We start from the raw sequence: 21,549 nt of genomic DNA, 5'->3' as shown, positions 1-21,549 counted from the left end.
TAATGTTATATATTACGCCCTTCAAAGGAGTTGAAGAATATGTACCCGACGTTAGTGTATCTTTATATTCACGAAATCGGAAGATGCTTCTGGCAAGAAGAATTTACTTTTACAAACGATTTTTATATTAATTATGATCATCTTCATAGGAAGCTGAGCTTTAAAAAGAATAGCAATAACCCATATATGGACTTATGGGGTGATCATATAAGTAATATCAATCTGATTGTTGGAAAGAACGGTTCGGGCAAGTCAACGGTGCTGAATCTGTTGGGAACGAAGCAGTATCAAAGAAATCATTTTTTCAACAATGCCCAGTGGTTTGCTGTTTATCATCTCGAAGGTGAAAGTTTTATCATTGAGGGACGGAATCCTAGCTTATTGAGGGATGTGGCGGGAGGATTACCGGAGGGATTCTTAGATTACAGCGTAAAAATCTCTTACGACTATGATCTGCAGCAGATAGCTGTTGAGGGAGAAATAGGATCTGATGACAGCCCACAAAAGAAGGAAAAAGAAAGATTAATTTACTTATACCAGTCGAAGTCCTCCGAACGGAGTTGGTTCCGGCAGCTAAAGGATTTAAGTGCATCAGATACGTTTAGGGGGTATCAACGCCAGTATTTGGACAAACCTTTTGTTGCTGAAATCTATCGATTTATGAGTGTCCAATACAAGAACTTGGAGAAGGTTTTTACGATAGATAAGGCAGTTTGCATAATCCAAAGGCCTGATAACATTTTCCCGGATTTTATGATGGAAGAGGAAAAGCTTGAAATGCTCGGCTTCCAATTCTATCAGGGCAAAGGAAAAGCTTTATTTTTTGATAGAAATAAGATGCCTGTATTGCCTAAAAGTAAGAAAAGACAGGCAAATCCCTGGAGTATTAAAGATAGATTTATCATTTCCTACTTAGAAGCGATCATTATGAACTTGTGGCTCCACTCCCTGCTAGGTGAGCTTAATGAGGAGCAGAAGCAGGAATACATAGAGCAAATCAACGGGATTTCTTACGGCACCGATAATTATTCAAATCGAATTACGTATCTAACGGAGTTTCTGGAATTGCTGGGAGAGTGGGTTAATCCTATATTAATGGAGGATAATGGAGTTCAATTTAATGCTCCTATTTATAGCATGCTGATCATAGCGTTCGAAGCTCTGAAGGATATCTATTTTGAATCCAATGCTCAAGTGGTAGTACCTGTCAGTGTGGGTATAGATGAAGATGTTCATCAGCTGCTTATTCAGTACGACCGATTCATTGATAAGTATGGGTTTCGGCGTTCCTTACAGGTTTCGTTCGGTCATATGAGCAGTGGAGAGCTGGAGTTTATACATAGTTTTGTCTGCTTATACTGGGCAATTAATGCTGCAAACAATCATCAGCAACAGGTGGATACCATATTACTGTTGTTGGACGAGCCAGACGCCTCTTTTCATCCTGAATGGTCGAGGCGATATATCCACAATTTGACTGAATGTATACGTCTTAGTGATCTAAGCGAAAATATCAAGTTTCAAATAATCATTGCCACGCATTCTCCGTTTATGGTCTCTGACGTTCCCAAGGAGCACATCACCTGTATCAATGTAATGGATAACTTAAAGAGGATTGTCAAAAAAGCTGATTTCGGTCTGATGGGCAACTTTTACGATATTGTCAAAAATGATTTTTTCCTTGATTCTCCTGTAGGTGAATTTGCAAAGAGTTTGTTTCAAAGTACAGTGAAACGAATCAATAATTGGGAGGAGTACAACGAGAAGGAAATCAAACAAGTAAAAGACTTGATATCAGCTATTGACGAACCTGTAATCCGATCAAGGCTACAGGAGCGAATTAAGAGTAGAGTAGCTGAGCTTACAGCTCAATGGGAATTGGAAGAGCAAATTGTTCAGATGGAAAAGGCATTAATTGAACTGAAGAACCGGAGGAGACCTAATCGTGATTAAATTGGATCCAACCAATCTTACCAAGCAGACAGACGAGTATTTGAACGAGATGAAGGATGTTATTAGGAAAAATTATTTGAAAGAGCGTTATGCATCGAACCCTGTAATAAATCCGTTTACCAAGGAGCCTGTTACCAAGCTCTTCGAGAGAAGTGGAACATTGGATGAAATACTGCTGGATACGCTTTTAACGGGCACCTTCAGTAACATGATCTCCAGGTATGCTAGCCTTCGAGACTATATCCAAACATGTAGACTAGTCTACTACAGCTCATTTAAGATTCACACTGAGCTAGAAATGGACAATCTAGAAAAGACGCAAATGGAGCGGGAAGACTTCCGTGAAAGGTATACGGATCGTTACGCTTCAAGTTGGTTCGAACCGATCAAGTCTACACATTCTTCTTATAAAAGAAACGATAAATTTTTTAATGCATTCATTGATGAGGTGGAAGCTGATCTAACTTTGCTGAATGAGGGAATTGGACGAATCGTCAATTATAGTATGCTACCGGACGAAATAAGGCATAGCCTTCTGAGTCAGATGGGGGTTGAGGTATGCCCCTATTGTAATAGGCAGTATATCACCCATTATCACGATGGAACCAAATTCAAGACAACGGCAGACCTGGATCATTTTTATCCCAAATCGGTATTTATGCTATTATCATTATCATTATTCAACTTTGTACCTTCCTGTCATATTTGTAATTCTCGCTTCAAGCTCGCTAAGGGTATTGAGATTATGTACCCCTATGATGAGGGCTTCATGGATGACGCTCGCTTCAAGTACGTATTCGCACGCCAAGGTTCCATTGATTCAATTATAGGGGCGAGTACAGATTTTTCCATTGAGTTGGAAATGAACGGAACAGGGTCATCTCCGCGTCTGCTGCAGAACGGTGCTGACATGTTTAAGCTCCAGAAGCTTTATCAAAGCCATAAGGAATGCGTTAGAGAGATTTTATACAAAAAACAGGCCTATGCCAAGGCTTATCAGAATGATTTGCAGGCGTTGTTGGGACAAATGGGACTGGATCAATTATCGCAAAATGAAATGAATCTGTTTAAATACGGGTATACGCTCGATCCCAATGAATTGGGTAAGAGACCCCTCTCCAAGCTGGCTTACGATGTGATCCGGCAAATTCAAAATTGAACGTATAATTACTATGGGGTGGACAGGCGCTCTAAATCCTTCAAGATCGATAAAAAGAATACGCTCTATATTCGAGGCTTAGAGTTTTTGGAGATACATTACGGAATAACAAACTTGATAAAAAGCATTTAATAACGTAAACATGAATAGATAATTACAACAACTTAGGAGGTCAATGCCTTGTATCATCACTTACCTGCCGCTCATTCATTAAACAATTTTAGAGATATTGAGTCAGTAGGATTTACTCTTTATCTTCTCGGCAAACATCGGAGAGCAATTCCACAAACAGCAACCGTTGATAAATGGCCTAACACGGATGGAATTATAGATTTATTAAGTGAAAATGGAGAACTAGTAGGAAAATTCGATATTCAGATTAAAAAATTGCCTGATGACCATAATATGGTGTTTGACTTACCTGTTAAATATCTTGCCTATTGTGATCAGGTAGCATCAGAGCCAACGCTTATCCTTATGGTGGATACTATAAATGAGATGATTTATTGGTTCCATATCACAAAAGAATGGATTCGTGCATCCAATTATGCATCTAATAAAACAAGTGTAAGAATCCGTTTAAGTGATGAACGTTGCTTTAATCGAACAAATATATCTTATCTCAAACAGTGGGAAGAAATCGCGAAAGAAAACCGAAAACATAAAAACATGCTGCAGCAATTGCTTGATGCTCAGCAAGGTAAAACAATCATGCGAATGAACTTACTGGACGAGTCCTATTCACCGATCTTGTCTAACATGAAGATGAGTATCGTCACGAGTCAAGAAAATGACGATGGATCTTACAGATTTGTATTGGCAAACAAATACGAATTTGAGGAAACGGTTTTTGTTGAGGTACACGTTCTTCTTTCAACTGATTTAACACCAACTCTTCGAATTAATATGTCGCCGATGAGCCGAGAAAACGCATTTCACAATTTAATGTACTTCAAATGTCTACTTCAATTAAAGAAAGGCGGCTTGTTCTATCTAGCTGATAATCATTCTGATTTTTGGGCTTCCGGTGTAGCTCAACTTGATGAGAAAATTGACAATATCGAGCAAAGCATCAAGTTTACCAAAACGGTTGTAGACCTTGAGCGGAAAATCGACGAAAAGTTGCCGCTATCGCAGACAGAATTGACTGACATTGAGTTAAAGTATGTCCAAGAACTAGTTACGATCACTCAATTAGGCTATATAACACCTGCTAGAACTGAGATTGAGCTCCCTTACCCGTCTAAAAAAATTGACGCAAATGAAGCCCTTCGGTTAAATAAGCCAGTATTAGGTGCTGAAGTTCATTGGGGAATTAATCTCGGAAATAAAATATTAGCAAGTTCCAAACCATTTTTGATTATCAGGGAAGATGTCGATGCGGCATATCTCGAGCCAGACCCTGAAGGGGAATTTGTTATTATATTTGAAAAATTTTATGAAGGAGAATATTCGGAGGTATTTGAAAGGGTACAATCTAAATCAAAAATCATTGATACTGAGTAATTAAATACAGTCGGAGGCCATACCTCAAGCAATGTTGAATTTTAATAAGTATTCGATTTGTTTTCATATCGGGAGACGTTAGTACAAAAAAGAGCACTCCGCAATAGCGGGCTGCTCTTTTAGTGAATTTTGGCACAGTCTTGGGTAAAGACAAAACTTTCAAAGAGGTTTTTTCTTTTTGTCCATGTAGATATAAGTCTTTCATAAAAGGTATCAAGAAAATCGAATGTTAACTGGGCTGAAATTCCGGCATTCCAATATCCATTTTTAATAGATTGAAACCAACCAATCGCAGATGGAATAAGGAGCGAATTTACCAAGATCAAAAAACCGGGAACTACTACCACAAGGAAGGCATGCATGGAGAAATTGAAGCTTACAATCGGAGAGGTAAGCACATGGGAGTCTTGACGCCCAAATCCATTCACTAAAGCGGCTGTCTCTGGAAGAAAGATCCCTATCTAGGTGGAATCAGAGTTAAAATGAGGGAGGCCCAAGTGAACTGCTAAGACAGTCTACTTGGGCCTTTATTTGTTATACATGTAATTTTACGTGTAGAAATGAAATTCTGAAAACTACCTATATTATTATTTGTTGATTCCAATCTTGGAGGTTGCAGTAGTGGGCCTTCTTTTTTTTCGAACTTTTATATTATTCGATTTCGCAAATTGAATAATTTCTTGAGCTAAGCGAGTACCTGGATCGTTATTTTTCACCTTCATAGGGAATCACCTCTTACTATCATCATCGCCAAGGTGCTCTTACTTCATACTTGGTTGTCATAGATTCTTGATGTGAACATAAAATAGAAATAACCCAGCAACGTGGAAACAATGTTGCAGGCACAACCTGGCGGAGGGGATCGGAATGACCGTTGAGGGAAGGAAGACCAGAAGTGATAAGAAGAGGGCTATTGGGGTGCCACTGACACAAGCACAGTACGAGAGAATCTTCGCTTTGAGTTATTTGTGTGAGTTGCCTATGAAAACAATCGGTGAAACGTTAGTACTGAGAGGGTTTGAAAAGGAGGAAGTAATTCACCCTTTTCAAAGGCACTTTCGTCGTAACTTAACATATAAGAGTAATCGATTTATGATTGGTAGCCTTAATAACGAACCATATGTCTTGTCTGAAGGTCGAGGGCATCGTTTATCGATTCGGCTCAGATCCGATGACTATGAGCTGATATCTGGGCTAGCCTATGCGATGGACGTCTCCGTACAGGGAGCAGCGGCTTCAATTATCACGGAGGTTCTAAGACAAGAAAAAGTGATGTTTGACATTATGGCCCAGTTAATAAAGAACAACCTAGATGAAGCAACAGAAGGGCAGATCAGAAGACTAGCCAGTCAGATTGATGCAAAGAGTCCCCACGAATATATTACACTAAGCATGGTTTTGGGATATGCCCTAGAAAAGGCGATTGAAGAACAGCGCAAGGTACGTGTGGTATTGAGCGGATGGCTGAGAGCCATTGAAGTATAAAGATTGACGGAAGAATGTGGGATTCCAAAATAAGGATATGTAGCTTACTCATAACAAGGTAGAAGAAGAATTGTTCAGTATTGATAAGTGGTCTATCGAACAAGAGATCAAGCAGCTAACAGCGAAACGATATCAAACAAGCGCAGACTGAAGGGATTGCTGAAGCCAAGAAAAAAGGGAAGTACCTGGGACGACCACAAATAAATTTGAATACTCTCACACCAAGACAAAGAAATATCCTAGATGTGAACTATAAAAGGTGGAAGAATAATGAGCTTTCGGCTAGGGAATTCATGAAGTAGCTGGATCTAAAGAAGAACCCCTTTTAAAAAAATGGTGAGGGAGTAAAGGAAAGCACAGAGCTTGAAAAAGCAGGACTCATTTAACAAAGAGCCCTGCTTTTTTTAGTGCGCCCGGGATGGGTGGTAATTTGGCGGTGAAGTTCCGCTACAGAATTGGCAATAGAAAAAGGGCAAGGGTGTCCGCTGCGAGGCGGAATCTGAAGGAAGCCGACTTGTGCGTTTTTTGTTTGGCTGAACATTAATTGGAACGGTAAAAATCAGAAGGTTTAAAGAATAGGCTGATTCTACCCTTTTTAAGGCGGCAGAAAAGGAGAAAGCCGACAGCCGTCGGTTCCTCTTGAAGAAAAATGATTCTAGCTATTTAGTGGTGTTTATGGAGTTGCTATGGTCACATTGACATTTTGTTGGAATAGGATGGTGTCCATCCAGAGGGTCAAACCCATAAAGCCCTTTGTAAAGCCCTCGGAGATCCTTTAGTTGTAAAGATAATTCTTCACCAAATTTGAAGAAAATTTCTTGGTCCGTTTCAGTTTTTTCCTCACATAAGCAATTTGCATACGACATAATGGCGTAGTGAACAGACTGTATACACTTCATCAACTTTTCTTGACATTGTTGATTATCCATAGAAAGACCTCCTTAATAATTCTAAACACACAATAACATATTGCGTAACGTTACGCAATATGTTATTGTGTGTTTAGAGATTTATAGTGAACAGTGCATGTGGGGATTCATATGTATTGTTAAAACCCGTTGAAACTCTAAAGCAATTTGTATGTTCCTTACAAAAATAAGAGGAAAGGGTGATTAGGAATGCAAAACCTATTAAATGATAGTGAACACATAGCATTTCTTGCACATTGTGAAAAGAATATTCATTTTAAAACAAACCAAGTTTTAGCTCGTTTTTTCGAAAATCCTCTTCATGTTTCTGCATTTATGGCTTATGTAAGAGCTCCAATAGAGAAAAACTTTCTTTTTGTATCTAATTTATTTCGAGAACATTTTTTTAACATTCGATTTGTGAAATACTTAAGTTCTCTTATTTCGTTTGCAACTATTGACTATCATCGATCGTATGGAAAACATCTGCTTCGGAACCAACTTATTTTTGATGTGCCGGCAGGAAATGAAGGTGATATGTCTCTAGGAGAATTCGTATCGCTACAACAACAACCACCAGACAATATGTCGTTTATTCTGACACCAGAACAGTTTTGTGAGTCCATTGAGCACAATGCACTGTTCAAGGCATTTAGTACGATCTCAGATCGACAAAAAGAAGTGATCACACTCGTGTATGCAGTAGGTTTATTAGATAGCGAAATTGCACATATTTTCGGAGTATCACAGCAAGCAATAACCAAGTCTCGGATCAGTGCGTTGCGAAAAATGCGGACGCATATTTCATAATAAGGGAAGGTATGAATCTAAATGATGACACATAAGGGTTTGTATCATCTTGTACAACTTGCAAAATCAGGTGACAAAGAAGCTATGGGGATAATTATTAAACGATTTGAACCTAGCATAAAAAAAGCTTGTCGAAATGTATCTATTAATGAACAGCACGATTTACAACAGTATCTAAATGAAAAGATCATTCGAGCTGTACTTCATTATGATATGAGTTCAATACCAGATTTTAATCAATTTGTAGAATCAGTATCTAACGATTCATATAACAGTTGCTAATGAAAAGACCAGTTGCAGTGAACTGGTCTTTTTTTGTTCTGGGCTCCGCTCGTTGTAATCCTTTTTTTATTTTTGAACCTGTTCCGTAGTTATAATATCATCAATTTGTTTCTTAAAGCTCTTATCAAGGGGGGATGAGGTTATATAGATTATCAATACGTTGTTCATATGATGTATGTAAGAAAGGGACGTATTTATATCAGAAGGGGTGTTAAATAACTCCTCTACAATTAATCCTTTTGAAGCTTCTACACGTTCATCCTCGGATTTAAAAACATAAATATATAGGATATCATCCAATAATTCATAAGCACTTGGTTTTACGTTCTTAATGGTGGGATAGTTATCCTCTGCTTGTGGTTTGAGGTGAAGATCTGCCTTTTCGAATAATTGGGTAATATCCTCTAAATTATATAGTTTAGAATTGCTGCTACACGCAGGGAGCAGAAGGATAAGTAAAACTAACATGAACAATAGTATTTTCTTTCTCATTATAATGACACTCCTACCTGATTATTATATTTTCCGCAAAAGAAAAAAGAATCTCAGCAGAGGTTGTGCATAGACGCCTGAACTCCACCTTCTATATTAGTTGGCGCTAACTAATATAAATGAAGAGGAGATGTTTTAAAATGAGTCTAAAAGGAAAGAAGATTTTTATTGATCCAGGTCATGGTGGTTCACAATCCGCAGGTAACAATCTTTGTGGCAGCGGCTATGCAGTGGGCACAAGTGGTAGATTATCTGGGAATGAAAAGGATTCGGTGCTTGTAATCGGTGAGGCACTTAAATCATATTTAGAGAATGCTGGTGCTACTGTGAGAATGAGTCGAACTAAAGACGTTCCCGTTTGTCTGGGGGCGCGTGCCAAGGCAGCTAATGATTGGGGAGCGGATATCTTTCTTTCTCTTCATCACAATGGAAGTACTAATACTTCTGCCAATGGGCTTTCCGCACACTGGTATAAGTCAAGCGATAAACGTTTGGCAGCAAGTATAGTTCCACGTATGGTTGAATATACAGGACTAAATACGTGGGGGGCAACTGGTGTCCGGGAAGACAATTTCCAAGTTTTACGCGATTCCAAAATGCCAGCAACCTTGATAGAGTTTGGCTTTATGTCTAATGCTAGCGATGATCAATATATTTCCGACTATGAGTCTAAACTGGACTTTAGTGCTGGTGTTTTGAGAGGCGTACAAGACTATTTCGCCTAATAGCTGTATTTAATGAGAGGCTGAGCAGATGGTTCCTATCTGTTCAGCCTTTCGTTTTATCTTTTATACATATTATACCATAAGTGAGGTGGGAGAAACCAAGTGAAACATGTTATTGAATCTCCATCGTAACCTGTGTGCTCATACAACCGTATGCGGATCATGAAAGATGGAAGTCATTAGAAGCCTATTCCAATATGGGATTACAATTGCTAATGGTTCCAACTCCACGTCTAATGCGGGGACTATCCAAGTCTCCAACTTGAAACATTCTATTGTAACAACGGGGGATTTTATACCTCATGTATTTGTACAGCGAAAGCTCTACTTGGTAACACGCTAGATAGTAGTGAAACTTCTACTGATTCTTAGATTACTGCATGAAATGTAGGATTGGTTAAGGGATGGAATGTACCGAATGATCGATTAATTGGAGGGGGGGGATTGAATTTACACTCAAAAATGTAACGTCTTCTACACCCCCGATGACATTTAGAGTGCGTTCATCTGTTTCTGACACGACTACAGCGAACCTGCGTATGAATCAATCGCCTGTGGTAGCGGTGTTGGAAACTTATCCACGTGGATCTTGGGATTTTGCAGATATTCAAAGTCCATTAATTTTGAAACAGGTGCATTGAATATGTTCCAATACTACAGTTTTGCAAACGGTACGAATGACAATTTGTTGAAGCAATCTGGTAGTTACGATTCAGCGAATTCTTATAGTGACAACAAAGGTCTTTATGGTGTGAAAAATAAAATTAATATCACATTTAAGAATACTTCATCCGCAAGTCGATTAATTAAAGTCTTTCTTACATCTAGGGTTAATGCCTTTGGTGGGGCATGTCAGTGGAACAATAATCCGACGGTTGGTGTTCCTAAATTGAATCTGACATCATCTGATCAGGAGGCAGTCCAGGTGGTTTCATTCACTTTGGCAGCTGGAGCAACAGCAACACCCGCTCACCACATCGACCGCAGGATCGCTGTCAGGTCCCGGTGTAGTTGCTATACAAACCTTGGCTCCTTAAACGAATAACAAGCTACTCAGCAACAAGTAAAGCCTTCGTCCATAGACGAAGGCTTTATACTTTGAGTTTATTCTGAAAACAAGTTAATTATTTTTGAATGAAAGCCCTGGAAAGACAGTATAGGAATTAATATCTGCAGTACTTAGCCGTCCCCATTTTTCTATTTTTCCTTTAGCAATATCAAAATCCCAAATCTCTTCTTTTAGCTTCTCTTCATTCGATATGACCTTCACACGTACCTTGATACCACTTTTGGTGCTTTAGGCATCAATGATATTATAATCTATAATTGCCGGATAGATCCCACCGATCGGTATCATATCAAACCCATCCACTGTAACCGATTTAATTAGTTCATCATCCCGGTTATCATAACCAGCAATATAGACTGCAATAAGATTTTTAACGCCAGACCAACTACTTCCACTTAGATCAAGGTCTTCTTTCCATATATTTTCTTGCTGAGGCTGATTGTTATCTTTAATGGATACGGTCTGATTTTGTTGATCCCAACTTACTTTCGCACCTAATGCTTTTGAAACAAAACTGATAGGTATCATAACTCGGTTATCAATCATTCGTGGTGCTACATCAGGTGTAATGGTCTGATTGTTTACTACAATTTTAATACTCCCTTTAGCAAAAGTTAGTCCCACAATTGCACTAAGCGAAATAACGACTGCAAAAAAGGAAATAAGAATTTTCTTTTTCATATAAAACATCCTCCTCAAAATTGAATACATATTAAATAAAGTAAATAAATGGATTTAGTTACATGCATATAGAAGATATAACAAAGAGATCAATATTACAAACTTCTTTAGCAAAGCAGAGGGTATCGATAAAATCCATCAACGGGTATCATTAATATGAAGCCAAACAGATGATAAAGTGTGATGTTTCCATATTAAGTAGGAAACGTCTATTTTCAATGAACTTATGTTTACATCTAATTGATCAGCCAATGAACGTTAACAGTGATCGTTCTGGTAAACCGTGATCCGGGGAACTTATCAAACACATCTTAAGTTATTAATCCAAAAACATTCAGATGGAACTTTTCCACTTGGGCGCTTTTTGTCTATCCGAAGTGCAGCTGATCCAGAAGCAGCAAAGGAGATGAAGTTTTGAAAGAACGACGGGCTGATGCTACCGGCTATAAGGCGGCAAGGGAGGCCATCTAAGACCGGATACGCCCCGCTGCGGGGTGTTTTGGCCCGATAACTAGAGCGCCTAACACCCCAAGCGGAGCCGATGTTAAGGGGTTGCTGCAGATCGGGGAAGGTATGGCGGCATCATGATTCCGCTGAGCTATATCCTCGTGCCAGGGATCTGTGCGCTGAAGCAGGGAAGGTTGGTAGAAACAAACCGGAGAATTTGAAAGAATGGCAGGGGCTGATGGATGCGAACATTAATGTTGTCGTTATAGATACTCCATACTCACATATACGTAAGTACCAGGAGTTGGATGGTATCAATCAGCTCATTATGGATTTAGTGCTTCAGCTTTTAAGCTGACTTGCAGAAGAAGAGCGAAATGATATCAAACAAGCACTGGCTGAAAGGATCACTGAAGCAAAGAAAAAAGGCAAGCATCTGGGGCGGCCACGAATAAATTTGACGACTCTTACACTTGGGCAGAGAAGCATCTTGGATGCCAACTATAAAAGCTGGATGAACAAGACGCTTTAAGCTGTAGATTTTATGAACAAGCGTAGTTTGAAGAAGAATACTTTTTACAAAATAATAAGAGAATTCGAACAACAGGAATTAGGTAACGTACCGAAATTCAAAGAATAATCGAAAAATGACGTAGAAAGTAGATCCACTTGGAGTATTTGGATTTATAAAGTCTAATCCAATTTTGTAGGAACCATCACAATCTATTCGTCCTAAGGGAATTTTATTATTATATTGATCAGGGGCATATGCACAGCAAGATTCTCCAGACGGTGTTCTACAAGAGAGTCGTTCATGCAAAAAGAGATCTGTAAATTCTTTGACAAAAGAATTTACAGATCTCATATAAAATGAGTTATTTTTCTTCTGGGATACTGACAATAATATAATTTTTCTTCAAAGCACTTTGTGGTACTTCAGTTTCTTTAAGAACAACATCATTCCAATTTTGATTATTAATTAAACCATATCCAGTAGAAGTAATATGAGGCATCCAGCGGAAGCTAGCGAATGACGTATCTTTAAAGTTGGGTAAAGAGCCATTCTCCTTTCTAAACGTACGATTTATGAAATACAGATTGTCTTGTTCAGCAGCTTTTTCACCAATATAAGCTTGCCATTTAAGATAAGATGTGTTCTTTGTTATTTGATAATAGCGTATGACATTGTTATTGACTTCGATGAATTTATCGTTGGTATTCACGGGGAAATAATATTGAAGACTATCGCTCTCTACAGATGGTTTAAAGTCTTCCGTTAATTGCGAAACTCTAGGAAGATTTATTAAAGCATTTCTAACGGTGCTTAATGAGTCGCTCTTAACATCATTCAGTAATCTAGAACTTGGTTTTGATACAAATGCTGTCTGAGTTTTTTGATTCCATGTTACCGAACCTTCCAATGCTTCTGCCACAAAACGTAATGGAATCATTGTTTTACCATTGTGGATAAATGGAGCGGAACTTAATGAAACTAAAGTTCCATTTTTTTTAGCTACTTTCTTACTCATGGTGAGCTGCAAATTTGTATCGTTTCCTTTTACAGTAACCTGCTTAGTAGCATTATTCCAAGCAAACGTTAGGTTACCTAAACTTTTCAGAGAAGTTAGGCTAAAAAACACTTGATTGTTCTTGTTAAGGATATCAGAGGTGTCTAGCTGGCTGTTATTTACAACGACTTTGGTTTCTTTCTGGCTTTGTGCTGCTGCTGCTTCACTTGGTGGAACAACGAGAAGCGAAGAACATAGAACAGTAAGAGCAAGTAATATCGATTTTTTCATCTGGAAATACCTCCTAAAAATTTCAATCTATACATGAATAGACGCGAAAAAAAAAATAAGGTTACGAAAATAAATAAAAAAAATATGTTTTTTATATTGCGTAACGTTACGCAATATTATATAATAAAATCATCCAATAGAAATCATATCAGTGAGGGATACACTCTTATGATTCCTAATGTCCCTTGGAAAAAAATCATAAGGCGTGATTAATATGTATAGACATTTAGGAATCGTAGTATCTACGCAATCAAAAAGTTGGAATGGTATTCAAGGAGAAATTGTCTTACCGAGCACAGCTACGGCCGCGGTATATGGATACATTGATTGGTATTTCGGATTGGGTGAAGCTGTAATTGAATCTGGTATCTCCAAAAAAGCTGGTGAAGGGTATAATGTTTTTCTGGGTGGTGTTGGACTTACCTATAAATCCAAGCCTATCGCGCTTTTTGATGGACAGCGTGTTCGCCTAAAAGTTTATCAATATTCTCAAAATGGTAAGCGTTATGCCAAAGTGCTAGTAAATGATGTTGAGCAGCATGTGAGTGAGTTTACAACTGCTACAAATAATGCGCTTGCCCCCAATGATGCGGTGAAGATGGTACATGGTGTAGAGGACCAAGGTCATTGTAACTATACTCAAGCAAGTTTCTCTAATGTGCAATTACGAACAGGGGATGGTTCGACTTATACAACCTGGAACTCAAGTGTTCCGTACAATTATGCAAAGAAAGAACTAAACGGCAGCGATCCGGGCATGCTTGATACAATGACGGTACACTCAGTATTGCCATTAAGTACTTCCTTAAAAGCTGCACGTTAAGTGCTATGTAAACTCTATAAAGAGCGGTTATGAAAATCTCTTAATTGACTAACTGCTATATCAAAAGCGTTCAGGTGATGATATTCCACCTGGGCGTTTTTTGTCTATTCAAGTTTATTGATCAGCAGTGCTATTGGAATGGAAAGTCTGAAGAGCGAATTCGGGCTGATGCTACCGACTCTAAGGCGGCAAGGGCGGCCACCTAAAGAGCCGGTACGCCCACTGCGGGGTCATTGGCCCGATAAACCAGAGCGCCCCGGTTTAGTCGCTCTAAGGCTCCTATGCCGCGCTTAACGCCCCGCACGGAGCGAAGGTCAAGGGCCTGTTGGGGCAGGTAGGGCAGCATCATGAACTCTCCGTGCTGCTACGCTTATCATCAACTGGCCACGCTGAAGGGCAAGTACGGTGATTCCGCTGCGCTGCATCATCGTACAAGAGATCTGTGAGCTGAAGCAAGGAAGGAGTAATGCTTACAGTTCTGTTTGTAAATTCCTCAATAATAATGAATGTTAAACCTATAGCAAATATTATAGTCCCAAGAAACATAAGCCACTTTTGTTTATGGAAGTTCTGTCCATAAAACCTCATCGCCTTTTTTAAATAATGCTTTAATAACAATAGATTGTAAATTTAATCTATTTACAGTATAAGCTACGAGGGTATATAGAGAAGTATATTGAGGCTTAAATTTTATAAAGTATATTAGAAAGTGCATAGCGCAAGGTAGTACGAATAGCCCCGTTCACAATGCACGGGGGTTATTCGTGTAATTTAAAATGGACAATCCATGCTAAACATCTTCCTTTTTGCTCTGGCGAGTGGTTGGCTGTGAAGTGTTTTGATGAAAAGACTTAACTAACAAGTTCATAGTCTTATCCAACTGAGCCAAACGCTTCTCTAATCCATCCATTTGTTTGTTAAATTTGACCAGAATGGTTTGAAGGAGAATTAGACAAAGGGTAATGGGGAATCCAACATTTCCAATTAGCTGAATAACAGCTTGCAGATCCATAAATAAAACCTCCTTTCTATACTTTATTATACAGTATAACGTTACGTTACGCTATATAACGATCGATAAATGTTATTTTGACACATCGTATATGTTATAATTCAAAAAAATATAAATTAGGTAATATGTATGGAATCGAAAGAAAATCCATCTAGTCTCACAGTTTATCTTCCTGAGAAGGCCAGAACGGAGTTAATGAATATCGCCAACAATACTGGATTGTCACAATCACATCTGGTTGTATTAGCTAAACATAGTTTAATAGCTAATTATAAGACTAAGGGAAATACGATCTTTTCAGAATTGTTAGAAATTAATTCGAAATTTACTGGAAATAAGTTACAAAAACAAGGGTTAAATATTGTGTTGCGTGACGAATCGCTATATAATTAACCGTAGCTGAAGAGGAGGGTAAATATGAAATACAACATCAATCTATTTGGGTTAATGGTGGACTGTGACATTATAATTAATGGTGAGAAGTTAGGAATAGAAATACCAGAAGAAAATCAGAAGGCATTGAAGCAGTATTTGGTACGTGTATTGCCCAAGTACGGAAGAGAAGTCACTAAGGACTCTTCTTTGGAAACTTTATTGAAATTCTCCCTAGAAGCAGAAAAAGCATTAGATGGTCGTATGGTTGAACCAAAGTTAAAATTACCTTATGAGTTCCAGCCTGAAATTAAGGAGAAGTTAATTGAAGCAGCTGCATTGCAAGACATATCAGCTACTCAATTATTGATTCGCATTATCGAAAATAAATACCAAGAAATTATGGGAGAGGAGGAATAGATAATGGCATACGGAAATAAAGTTAAATTCCACTATGACGTACCTGTGTACATTAAAAAACAATTAGCTACAACTGCAAAGAAGCTAAATATGACGGCAACAGAATTATTATCTAAAACAATTGAGGAAGAATATGAACGTATTATAAGGGAAAAAAAGGCTAAATAATATTAGCCTTTTGAAGAAATTGATTCATCATTTTAACTTGGATAGAAGATAGGTTTTGGTAGGAATAGTCTTCATCAAATTGATCATATGAAAAACAGTGACAAATCGTATACGTTTCCAACAAGTTGTGTTCGATCAAATAAACATGGACATTAGGCATTTCAGTTGTAATATGACAATAAAACTGAGATGTAGGGCTTGCATCCACAATCTCTATAATATGTTGTTTACAGTTGCGATTTAAACCCATTAGAGCTTTTTCGTTTACTTGGTTTTCAAAGACTAACATAAGATGAGAACCCCCTTTTTAATTGAGTAACCGTTTCTGTATTAGTTTTTTTTATTATACCAAACGTGTGTTCTTATTCTAAGGGTGTATTTTCCATAGGAGTATATTTTTTACGTACAAATGAAGGTATATGTTTCGACTTTTCAGGTTACAATATTGACGTATTATTGTTATTTTTATCAAATATTGTAGTTTAAAGAATTAAAGATCAAAAATACAATTCAATTATCCGATAATTCCTTTTTTTTGAAGAAGTGATTTTTTATATCATATCATATTGCGTAACATAACGCTACGTTTTATTGAGTGCGATATTGATATATTCTGGTATGAATTGGTTACCTTTTTTTAAATAATAAAATACATTAATTAAACTTATTGGATGAAGAAAGCGTTTATACTATAAAAAAATAGTATATGGAGGATATCGTTTTGAAAAAAATTATCATTGTTACAATGGTAGGAACTTTGTTGTTGACTGGATGTGGAGTTAATAATCAGTCTTCTAGTCCAGCCAAGATTGAGGAGAACACGTCCAAAGAGAGTGTATCAACATCAGCTGCATCTACTCCCAATACACTATTATTCGAGACTTCAGATAAAAAAATCGCTGTTTATGGTACTCAGAAGAAAGGGGACTTGTTCTCGTTACTTGATGTAGTCATAAATGGAGAAACGAAAACATTTGATTGGAGTAATGTAACAAATCCCTCTTTCTATCCTCAAATTTCTGTCACTGATTTAAATGGAGATGGAGAAGATGAGATTGTTATTGTTTTGACCAAAGGTACAGGGACTGGAATACATGATTCAGAAGCACATGTCCTTAAAAAAGACTTCACAGAAATCCCTGTTATGGATGCGAAAGAATTCGTTCAAAACAATATTAAAGTTGATCTAAAGACTGATAAAGATATACGGCAATACACTGTTTCGGTTGATGGACAGAAGTATTCATTTGAATTTAGTGAAAGTGACTCAAGCGAATGGTTTGAACAACCAACGGTTCAAAATATAATACGATACGGAATTAAGGATAATGACCTTATTGCAGAGCTACCTATTCAGATTTCTGCAGGAAATTATTTAGGAGATGCGATCGTTAGATATGCATTGGTTGATGGAAAATTAGAACCATCCAAAATAGAGATTTCAAAAGAAGGAAGCTCATTATGAGCTTCCTTCTTTTTGTATTGGATCATTAATATCCTTCTACTCGGTAGAACGTATGGTCACCCAATACTTTCTTTTCAATAATTTTTTTGTTACCGGCTCCAAAGTTCCAATATTCTGTTGCACCAGATTTGATTACTTTAGAAGCGAAGTAAGTATTGGTGACAAACCACAAGCATTTTCCGATAGGGTTAGAGAGACGTGAAGAGGCAAGTGCTTGTTCAACTGAATCAGTCCAAGCGGTGCTTGAAGTGTTTGGCTGACGGGCATTAATACTTGTCATACCTTCAAAAGCATTTGTTTTGAGAATAACACCTTTATATGTGTTTCCACCAAATTCGCTCAAGTTTTTGTCAACTCGGTTACTTACTACCCAAGCCACACCAGCTTTACCTGTTTTGGATTGTGTAGATGATTCAGCATAGATTAGTCGTGCCAATAAGTCTGTTGTATCAATATTATCAAATTCAGTAAGACCAGGTAAATTCGGAAGTGGATCTCCCATTGCCATAATAAATCGCTCCTTCATTGATATGATTTATCAAGATAGGGGGTCTCTTCTCCTGAATGCCCCCTGCAATCAGAGAAGAGAAGATCTTGTAAACATATAATATCATATAGCGTTACGTTACGCAATATATTTAATGAAATATTATCCGTTTGTTCATTATTCCTTTTATAACTGCCGAAACTGAGCACTCCAGGATTAATCTAAGTTGCCTTTGATTATTGGCCAGGATGTGTTGAGACTGACCTGCTGAGCCGCAAGGAGCTTCTTGCGGCTGCGGTAAAAGAGAACGAGCAAGTGAAAATTAGTTGTTATATTAAACACAGCTTGTTCGCTTCTTTTCTCTTATAGAGAAGAAGCTCGAAGTTGTTGTGACCTTACCCTTTAGAGGAGGAGTGTCGATACTATATAGTCCTAATATGCAAGTTTACTGTTTCTTCTTAAGATTCTTATGTATCGACTTCAATTTTCGCTTTTTGTTAGACCCTACAGACAATATCCAGATTATAAAACACCTTCTTAAAATCGTAAGCAAAAGGCCAATTGCAGATGCTTTATAAATACGTATACGTGTACATTTACGTACACGTATACGTATTTATATTTAAAAGATCATCTACAATGTGCAAGTGAGTGAGCATCCAGGCACACCAAGAGCCCACAGGCTTAAGCCCAAGAGAGCGGCATAGTGCTGCTCTCTCCGTCTGGACGAGATCCGCACAACTTCATAGCACTGCTCAGCATAAGCAATATCAGGACAATAAAGCCCATCTACTTGTAGACGGGCTTGGTCTTTTAAAAAGTTTTTTAACCGTTAACTCCATGTTTGAACATATCGGTGGATCCTTTCTACGGTTAGTGCTTTTATCGCTCACAAGCAATTCCGTCATTATCTCGATCTAAATGATCCGCGTAACCTTCTTCTCCAGTACGAATATTTGATACCCCATATTCAAAAGCTTCTGAACAATTTTCATAAAACCAGTTTCCAGAAACAGGTGGGGAGGAGGTATCTGAAAAATCAACACAGGGCTCTATAATGCTTCCTACATTCGGAATTGCCTTAAATGAGTAGCTTGATGTGTTGCTGTCTCGGATCTCTTGTATCTGTTCTTTCGCTTCTGCACACTGTGGAGAATCCCATTTAGATAGTTCTTTCTTCACTGGAGCAATTGTATTCACTGACTGCTGTTCTGGAGTGGTCACGTCTATAGATTTCGAGACTGAATTGTCAGATCCCGGAATCATTAGAAGAGAGAAGACAAGAACTATAAATGAAACCAGAAATCCTGTGGCGAAGAATCTCATTTTTCCAACGAGACTTTTAAAGAAGAATGTTGAAATAATTCCTGCTAAAAACATCAAGAAAGATACAGCAGAAAGAACAAAGAGTATAAACAAAATATTCCCCCCTTTTTAAAGCATCAATTTCATTGTAGGTTGCGGTAGTGATTGCGTCCTGTTATGCAGTGAATTATACAAGCAACACCGACGCGGTTCCACATTGATCCGGATAAGGCCAGACTTATGGTACCGATCTCACTCAAATATTATAATCCAGACATCATAGGAATTAAGTACTCTCAGTACTCAATTATAAATTAGTCATTCAACTAGAAGAGAATATATACTAATTTAAATAAGAGGAGTGTATTACATGAACTGGCTGGTCGTACCTTAAGGGGGGCTTTGTTCCTAACAATAATACAGGTGGCTCAAAGTAAATGAATGCGAAGTGGAGCTTCGCGTTGATCAACATCAAAAAAAGATGTAAATACAACCATATAAATTATACTTAAAGCATATTTTTAAGATCGCGGATGAACTCCGAACTGAACACATCATTTTTTAGGGCAGATGCAAAAACAGACAGAAGATCAGACTCAGTGAGATCGAGAGGTCTTGGTTGAAAATGATAATTTCCATTCTTTTTCTTATACCAGGCAAATCGTGACGAGATTTACCTTTGACGAATATTTTTTTGGATAGCAGCTCTGTCTTCGAGATCCATAGTATTTTGACCTTCGGCGATCAAATTGCAATATCGAGTACTTTTAATGGGTTCACCATTCCAATGTCTATTGCAAGAGGTGCACTTCATATTTTGGAAGGGTGTTTTTACTGAGTAACCGTAACAATTAATAGCGGTTGTAGTGACTGTGGAATAAGGCTATGCGTTACCATAGGGCCCATGCTAATGCAAAAGGCTTTACAATATCATTGTGGGGTGCCAATTGTATCGTTAATTTCGGAACGATATTGGAATTTGGGACTATCAGGTAGAACGAGACTAGTTTGTGCCTTGAGCTCCCCTACCGTAAATTGGTTCCCTTCTTCGTCCATAACAATCGTATTATCACCTCGAAATTTGCTTACTTTTGCTTTGGCTGTCCCTGAAGTTTGGACTTCAATGAACTTTTCAGTGGTGAACTGATCTGTTGTTTCTGGAACAGCCATGCTTACATTAAATAATAAAGTACAGATAAGAGTGGCTTTGAAAAGTTTCTTCATTTTAAAGATCGACTCCTTCTGTATGTTGGAATACATAAATAATAACATGAGCATCCAATTAATTCTGCATTATTATGGAAATAATGCCCATGATTTAAGGTGTACAACACTGGGGATTACGAAGAGGTAACTTCAGTTTATTCTACTATTCACGTAAGAAGAGAAAATCTAAGAAAAAAGAAGAGGAATCAATTGTTGTTTGAAGAAAGATACCTCTAAAAGATTTCTTTGCAAGTATGCAAGTATAATACGGGATATAAAATATCTTATGATGTAATCTTGTGAAGGAAGGTTTCAAAAATAAATCATTAAATGGAGGCGAACCAACAGTGGGATTTATGATTGCTCAACGTGCATACATCAAGCTTTATCTGATTACAATGGTTGAAAAGCACAGAGGATATGGTTACGAGATGCTTGAGGAGATGAAGCAGGAATTCAAAGCCTACGGTTATGTTCCACCCCAAAGCGAGGTATACCGAGCCTTGCATGAACTTGTGCAACAAGGAATCTTATATCGGACCAAAAAGTTGAAAGGCGGTGATCCAAAGGTTGATTTCCAAGAAATCGTTTTGTATCATTTTACGTCTGATGGGACAGAGAAGGCCGAGCTATATAAAAAACAGGTTAGAACTGATCTAGACCGTTGCTTAGGTATGTTACATAAGGCAGTTAGTGATAATTATTAGTAACACATATAGCTAGGTGCATTCCTATTTCTGTCCTTTGGATAACATTAACGTATGCTTTTCTGATTTAAGTTACTAAAGTTATATCAATTATTTTCACTTTTATTTCTTGGTACTTGCTTAAGTTTCAAAGTTTAAAAATGCTTTTTATTCTGGATGTTATCTCTACATTTTTATCCTGATAATAAAGTTGAAAAGCTTGTTGATATATGAATGTTAAGGATTTTCGAAAAAAATCGCACATTTTATAAATAAATACGAATAATTT

General features: G+C 37.7%; 22 protein-coding genes. 13 read left to right on the top strand and 9 right to left on the bottom strand.

The genetic code is table 11. The features are described 5' to 3' along the window. The first annotated feature begins 39 nt into the window (after positions 1-39). From MKY44_RS31320 to MKY44_RS31305, 5 genes are all read left to right on the top strand, one after another. Entirely contained in the window at positions 40-1,953 is a 1,914-nt protein-coding gene (locus MKY44_RS31320; RefSeq protein WP_341010482.1) for an AAA family ATPase, read from the top strand. Then, entirely contained in the window at positions 1,946-3,112 is a 1,167-nt protein-coding gene (locus MKY44_RS31315; protein ID WP_341010481.1) for a hypothetical protein, read from the top strand. Before MKY44_RS31320 ends, MKY44_RS31315 begins: the two co-directional genes overlap by 8 nt. 180 nt (positions 3,113-3,292) lie before the next feature. Beyond that, positions 3,293-4,618 carry a hypothetical protein gene (locus MKY44_RS31310; protein WP_341010479.1) on the top strand — a complete coding sequence of 442 codons (1,326 nt, stop codon included), beginning with the start codon at positions 3,293-3,295 and terminating at the stop codon, positions 4,616-4,618. Positions 4,619-4,893: 275 nt separating this feature from the next. Beyond that, positions 4,894-5,049 (top strand): colicin E3/pyocin S6 family cytotoxin, encoded by a 156-nt coding sequence (locus MKY44_RS31625; protein WP_445670711.1) that lies wholly within the window; start codon positions 4,894-4,896, stop codon positions 5,047-5,049. A gap of 661 nt (positions 5,050-5,710) precedes the next feature. Continuing rightward, on the top strand, positions 5,711-6,103 hold the full coding sequence (locus MKY44_RS31305) for a hypothetical protein (RefSeq protein WP_341010478.1): 393 nt from the start codon (positions 5,711-5,713) through the stop codon (positions 6,101-6,103). Positions 6,104-6,762: 659 nt separating this feature from the next. Here MKY44_RS31305 and MKY44_RS31300 read toward each other — a convergent pair. Then, complete coding sequence (locus tag MKY44_RS31300) at positions 6,763-7,032, bottom strand: hypothetical protein (RefSeq protein ID WP_341010477.1); 270 nt, start codon at positions 7,030-7,032, stop codon at positions 6,763-6,765. Between the two features lie 189 nt (positions 7,033-7,221). Between MKY44_RS31300 and MKY44_RS31295 the strand changes: the two genes are divergently transcribed. Continuing rightward, positions 7,222-7,821, top strand: a complete 600-nt coding sequence (locus MKY44_RS31295; RefSeq protein WP_341010476.1) for a sigma factor-like helix-turn-helix DNA-binding protein — start codon at positions 7,222-7,224, stop codon at positions 7,819-7,821. A 21-nt stretch (positions 7,822-7,842) separates the two neighbouring features. Beyond that, entirely contained in the window at positions 7,843-8,103 is a 261-nt protein-coding gene (locus MKY44_RS31290; RefSeq protein ID WP_249913310.1) for a helix-turn-helix domain-containing protein, read from the top strand. 66 nt (positions 8,104-8,169) lie between these two features. Here the strand turns inward: MKY44_RS31290 and MKY44_RS31285 are convergent, their stop codons facing one another. After that, on the bottom strand, positions 8,170-8,595 hold the full coding sequence (locus MKY44_RS31285; protein WP_341010475.1) for a hypothetical protein: 426 nt from the start codon (positions 8,593-8,595) through the stop codon (positions 8,170-8,172). A gap of 140 nt (positions 8,596-8,735) precedes the next feature. On the opposite strand from MKY44_RS31285, the gene MKY44_RS31280 reads away from it, so the two are divergent. Beyond that, the gene (locus MKY44_RS31280) at positions 8,736-9,320 is read left to right on the top strand and encodes an N-acetylmuramoyl-L-alanine amidase family protein (RefSeq protein ID WP_249913308.1); all 585 of its coding nucleotides are present in this window, start codon (positions 8,736-8,738) and stop codon (positions 9,318-9,320) included. Positions 9,321-10,617: 1,297 nt separating this feature from the next. On the opposite strand, the gene MKY44_RS31275 is transcribed toward MKY44_RS31280, so the two are convergent. Both MKY44_RS31275 and MKY44_RS31270 read right to left on the bottom strand, forming a co-directional pair. Continuing rightward, the gene (locus MKY44_RS31275) at positions 10,618-11,070 is read right to left on the bottom strand and encodes a copper amine oxidase N-terminal domain-containing protein (RefSeq protein WP_341010474.1); all 453 of its coding nucleotides are present in this window, start codon (positions 11,068-11,070) and stop codon (positions 10,618-10,620) included. A gap of 1,322 nt (positions 11,071-12,392) precedes the next feature. Further along, positions 12,393-13,316, bottom strand: a complete 924-nt coding sequence (locus MKY44_RS31270) for a copper amine oxidase N-terminal domain-containing protein (RefSeq protein WP_341010472.1) — start codon at positions 13,314-13,316, stop codon at positions 12,393-12,395. A gap of 214 nt (positions 13,317-13,530) precedes the next feature. On the opposite strand from MKY44_RS31270, the gene MKY44_RS31265 reads away from it, so the two are divergent. Further along, a complete protein-coding gene (locus MKY44_RS31265; protein WP_249913305.1) occupies positions 13,531-14,139 on the top strand; it encodes a hypothetical protein in 609 nt (202 codons plus the stop codon). Positions 14,140-14,929: 790 nt separating this feature from the next. On the opposite strand, the gene MKY44_RS31260 is transcribed toward MKY44_RS31265, so the two are convergent. After that, entirely contained in the window at positions 14,930-15,151 is a 222-nt protein-coding gene (locus tag MKY44_RS31260) for a hypothetical protein (protein WP_341010470.1), read from the bottom strand. A 417-nt stretch (positions 15,152-15,568) separates the two neighbouring features. Between MKY44_RS31260 and MKY44_RS31255 the strand changes: the two genes are divergently transcribed. Then, on the top strand, positions 15,569-15,943 hold the full coding sequence (locus MKY44_RS31255; RefSeq protein WP_341010468.1) for a hypothetical protein: 375 nt from the start codon (positions 15,569-15,571) through the stop codon (positions 15,941-15,943). Between the two features lie 3 nt (positions 15,944-15,946). Continuing rightward, positions 15,947-16,111 (top strand): hypothetical protein, encoded by a 165-nt coding sequence (locus MKY44_RS31250; protein ID WP_249913302.1) that lies wholly within the window; start codon positions 15,947-15,949, stop codon positions 16,109-16,111. On the opposite strand, the gene MKY44_RS31245 is transcribed toward MKY44_RS31250, so the two are convergent. Then, positions 16,104-16,400 carry a hypothetical protein gene (locus tag MKY44_RS31245; RefSeq protein ID WP_341010466.1) on the bottom strand — a complete coding sequence of 99 codons (297 nt, stop codon included), beginning with the start codon at positions 16,398-16,400 and terminating at the stop codon, positions 16,104-16,106. The genes MKY44_RS31250 and MKY44_RS31245 overlap by 8 nt on opposite strands. 432 nt (positions 16,401-16,832) lie before the next feature. Between MKY44_RS31245 and MKY44_RS31240 the strand changes: the two genes are divergently transcribed. Then, complete coding sequence (locus MKY44_RS31240; protein WP_341010465.1) at positions 16,833-17,576, top strand: hypothetical protein; 744 nt, start codon at positions 16,833-16,835, stop codon at positions 17,574-17,576. Positions 17,577-17,601: 25 nt separating this feature from the next. Here the strand turns inward: MKY44_RS31240 and MKY44_RS31235 are convergent, their stop codons facing one another. The 3 genes from MKY44_RS31235 to MKY44_RS31225 all read right to left on the bottom strand — a co-directional run bounded on the left by MKY44_RS31235 (position 17,602) and on the right by MKY44_RS31225 (position 20,592). Next, positions 17,602-18,084 carry a cell wall hydrolase gene (locus MKY44_RS31235; protein ID WP_341010464.1) on the bottom strand — a complete coding sequence of 161 codons (483 nt, stop codon included), beginning with the start codon at positions 18,082-18,084 and terminating at the stop codon, positions 17,602-17,604. Positions 18,085-18,945: 861 nt separating this feature from the next. Further along, entirely contained in the window at positions 18,946-19,482 is a 537-nt protein-coding gene (locus MKY44_RS31230; protein ID WP_341010463.1) for an excalibur calcium-binding domain-containing protein, read from the bottom strand. An 816-nt stretch (positions 19,483-20,298) separates the two neighbouring features. Continuing rightward, positions 20,299-20,592, bottom strand: coding sequence for a hypothetical protein (locus MKY44_RS31225; protein WP_249913295.1), 294 nt, complete (start codon positions 20,590-20,592; stop codon positions 20,299-20,301). A gap of 329 nt (positions 20,593-20,921) precedes the next feature. On the opposite strand from MKY44_RS31225, the gene MKY44_RS31220 reads away from it, so the two are divergent. Continuing rightward, positions 20,922-21,281 (top strand): helix-turn-helix transcriptional regulator, encoded by a 360-nt coding sequence (locus MKY44_RS31220; RefSeq protein ID WP_341010461.1) that lies wholly within the window; start codon positions 20,922-20,924, stop codon positions 21,279-21,281. Positions 21,282-21,549 lie beyond the last annotated feature (268 nt).

Source organism: Paenibacillus sp. FSL R7-0026 (assembly GCF_038004485.1).
In the GTDB taxonomy this organism is placed as follows: Bacteria; Bacillota; Bacilli; order Paenibacillales; family Paenibacillaceae; genus Paenibacillus; species Paenibacillus xylanexedens_A.
This window is presented reverse-complemented; position numbering and strand designations above follow the sequence as displayed.

Bases quoted from the DNA above. Each gene is read 5' to 3' on its own strand.
- MKY44_RS31320 (WP_341010482.1), top strand. From the start codon at position 40: ATGTACCCGACGTTAGTGTATCTTTATATTCACGAAATCGGAAGATGC.
- MKY44_RS31305 (WP_341010478.1), top strand. From the start codon at position 5,711: ATGATTGGTAGCCTTAATAACGAACCATATGTCTTGTCTGAAGGTCGA.
- MKY44_RS31300 (WP_341010477.1), bottom strand. From the start codon at position 7,032: ATGGATAATCAACAATGTCAAGAAAAGTTGATGAAGTGTATACAGTCT.
- MKY44_RS31295 (WP_341010476.1), top strand. From the start codon at position 7,222: ATGCAAAACCTATTAAATGATAGTGAACACATAGCATTTCTTGCACAT.
- MKY44_RS31290 (WP_249913310.1), top strand. From the start codon at position 7,843: ATGATGACACATAAGGGTTTGTATCATCTTGTACAACTTGCAAAATCA.
- MKY44_RS31285 (WP_341010475.1), bottom strand. From the start codon at position 8,595: ATGAGAAAGAAAATACTATTGTTCATGTTAGTTTTACTTATCCTTCTG.
- MKY44_RS31280 (WP_249913308.1), top strand. From the start codon at position 8,736: ATGAGTCTAAAAGGAAAGAAGATTTTTATTGATCCAGGTCATGGTGGT.
- MKY44_RS31275 (WP_341010474.1), bottom strand. From the start codon at position 11,070: ATGAAAAAGAAAATTCTTATTTCCTTTTTTGCAGTCGTTATTTCGCTT.
- MKY44_RS31270 (WP_341010472.1), bottom strand. From the start codon at position 13,316: ATGAAAAAATCGATATTACTTGCTCTTACTGTTCTATGTTCTTCGCTT.
- MKY44_RS31265 (WP_249913305.1), top strand. From the start codon at position 13,531: ATGTATAGACATTTAGGAATCGTAGTATCTACGCAATCAAAAAGTTGG.
- MKY44_RS31260 (WP_341010470.1), bottom strand. From the start codon at position 15,151: ATGGATCTGCAAGCTGTTATTCAGCTAATTGGAAATGTTGGATTCCCC.
- MKY44_RS31255 (WP_341010468.1), top strand. From the start codon at position 15,569: ATGAAATACAACATCAATCTATTTGGGTTAATGGTGGACTGTGACATT.
- MKY44_RS31250 (WP_249913302.1), top strand. From the start codon at position 15,947: ATGGCATACGGAAATAAAGTTAAATTCCACTATGACGTACCTGTGTAC.
- MKY44_RS31245 (WP_341010466.1), bottom strand. From the start codon at position 16,400: ATGTTAGTCTTTGAAAACCAAGTAAACGAAAAAGCTCTAATGGGTTTA.
- MKY44_RS31235 (WP_341010464.1), bottom strand. From the start codon at position 18,084: ATGGCAATGGGAGATCCACTTCCGAATTTACCTGGTCTTACTGAATTT.
- MKY44_RS31225 (WP_249913295.1), bottom strand. From the start codon at position 20,592: ATGAAGAAACTTTTCAAAGCCACTCTTATCTGTACTTTATTATTTAAT.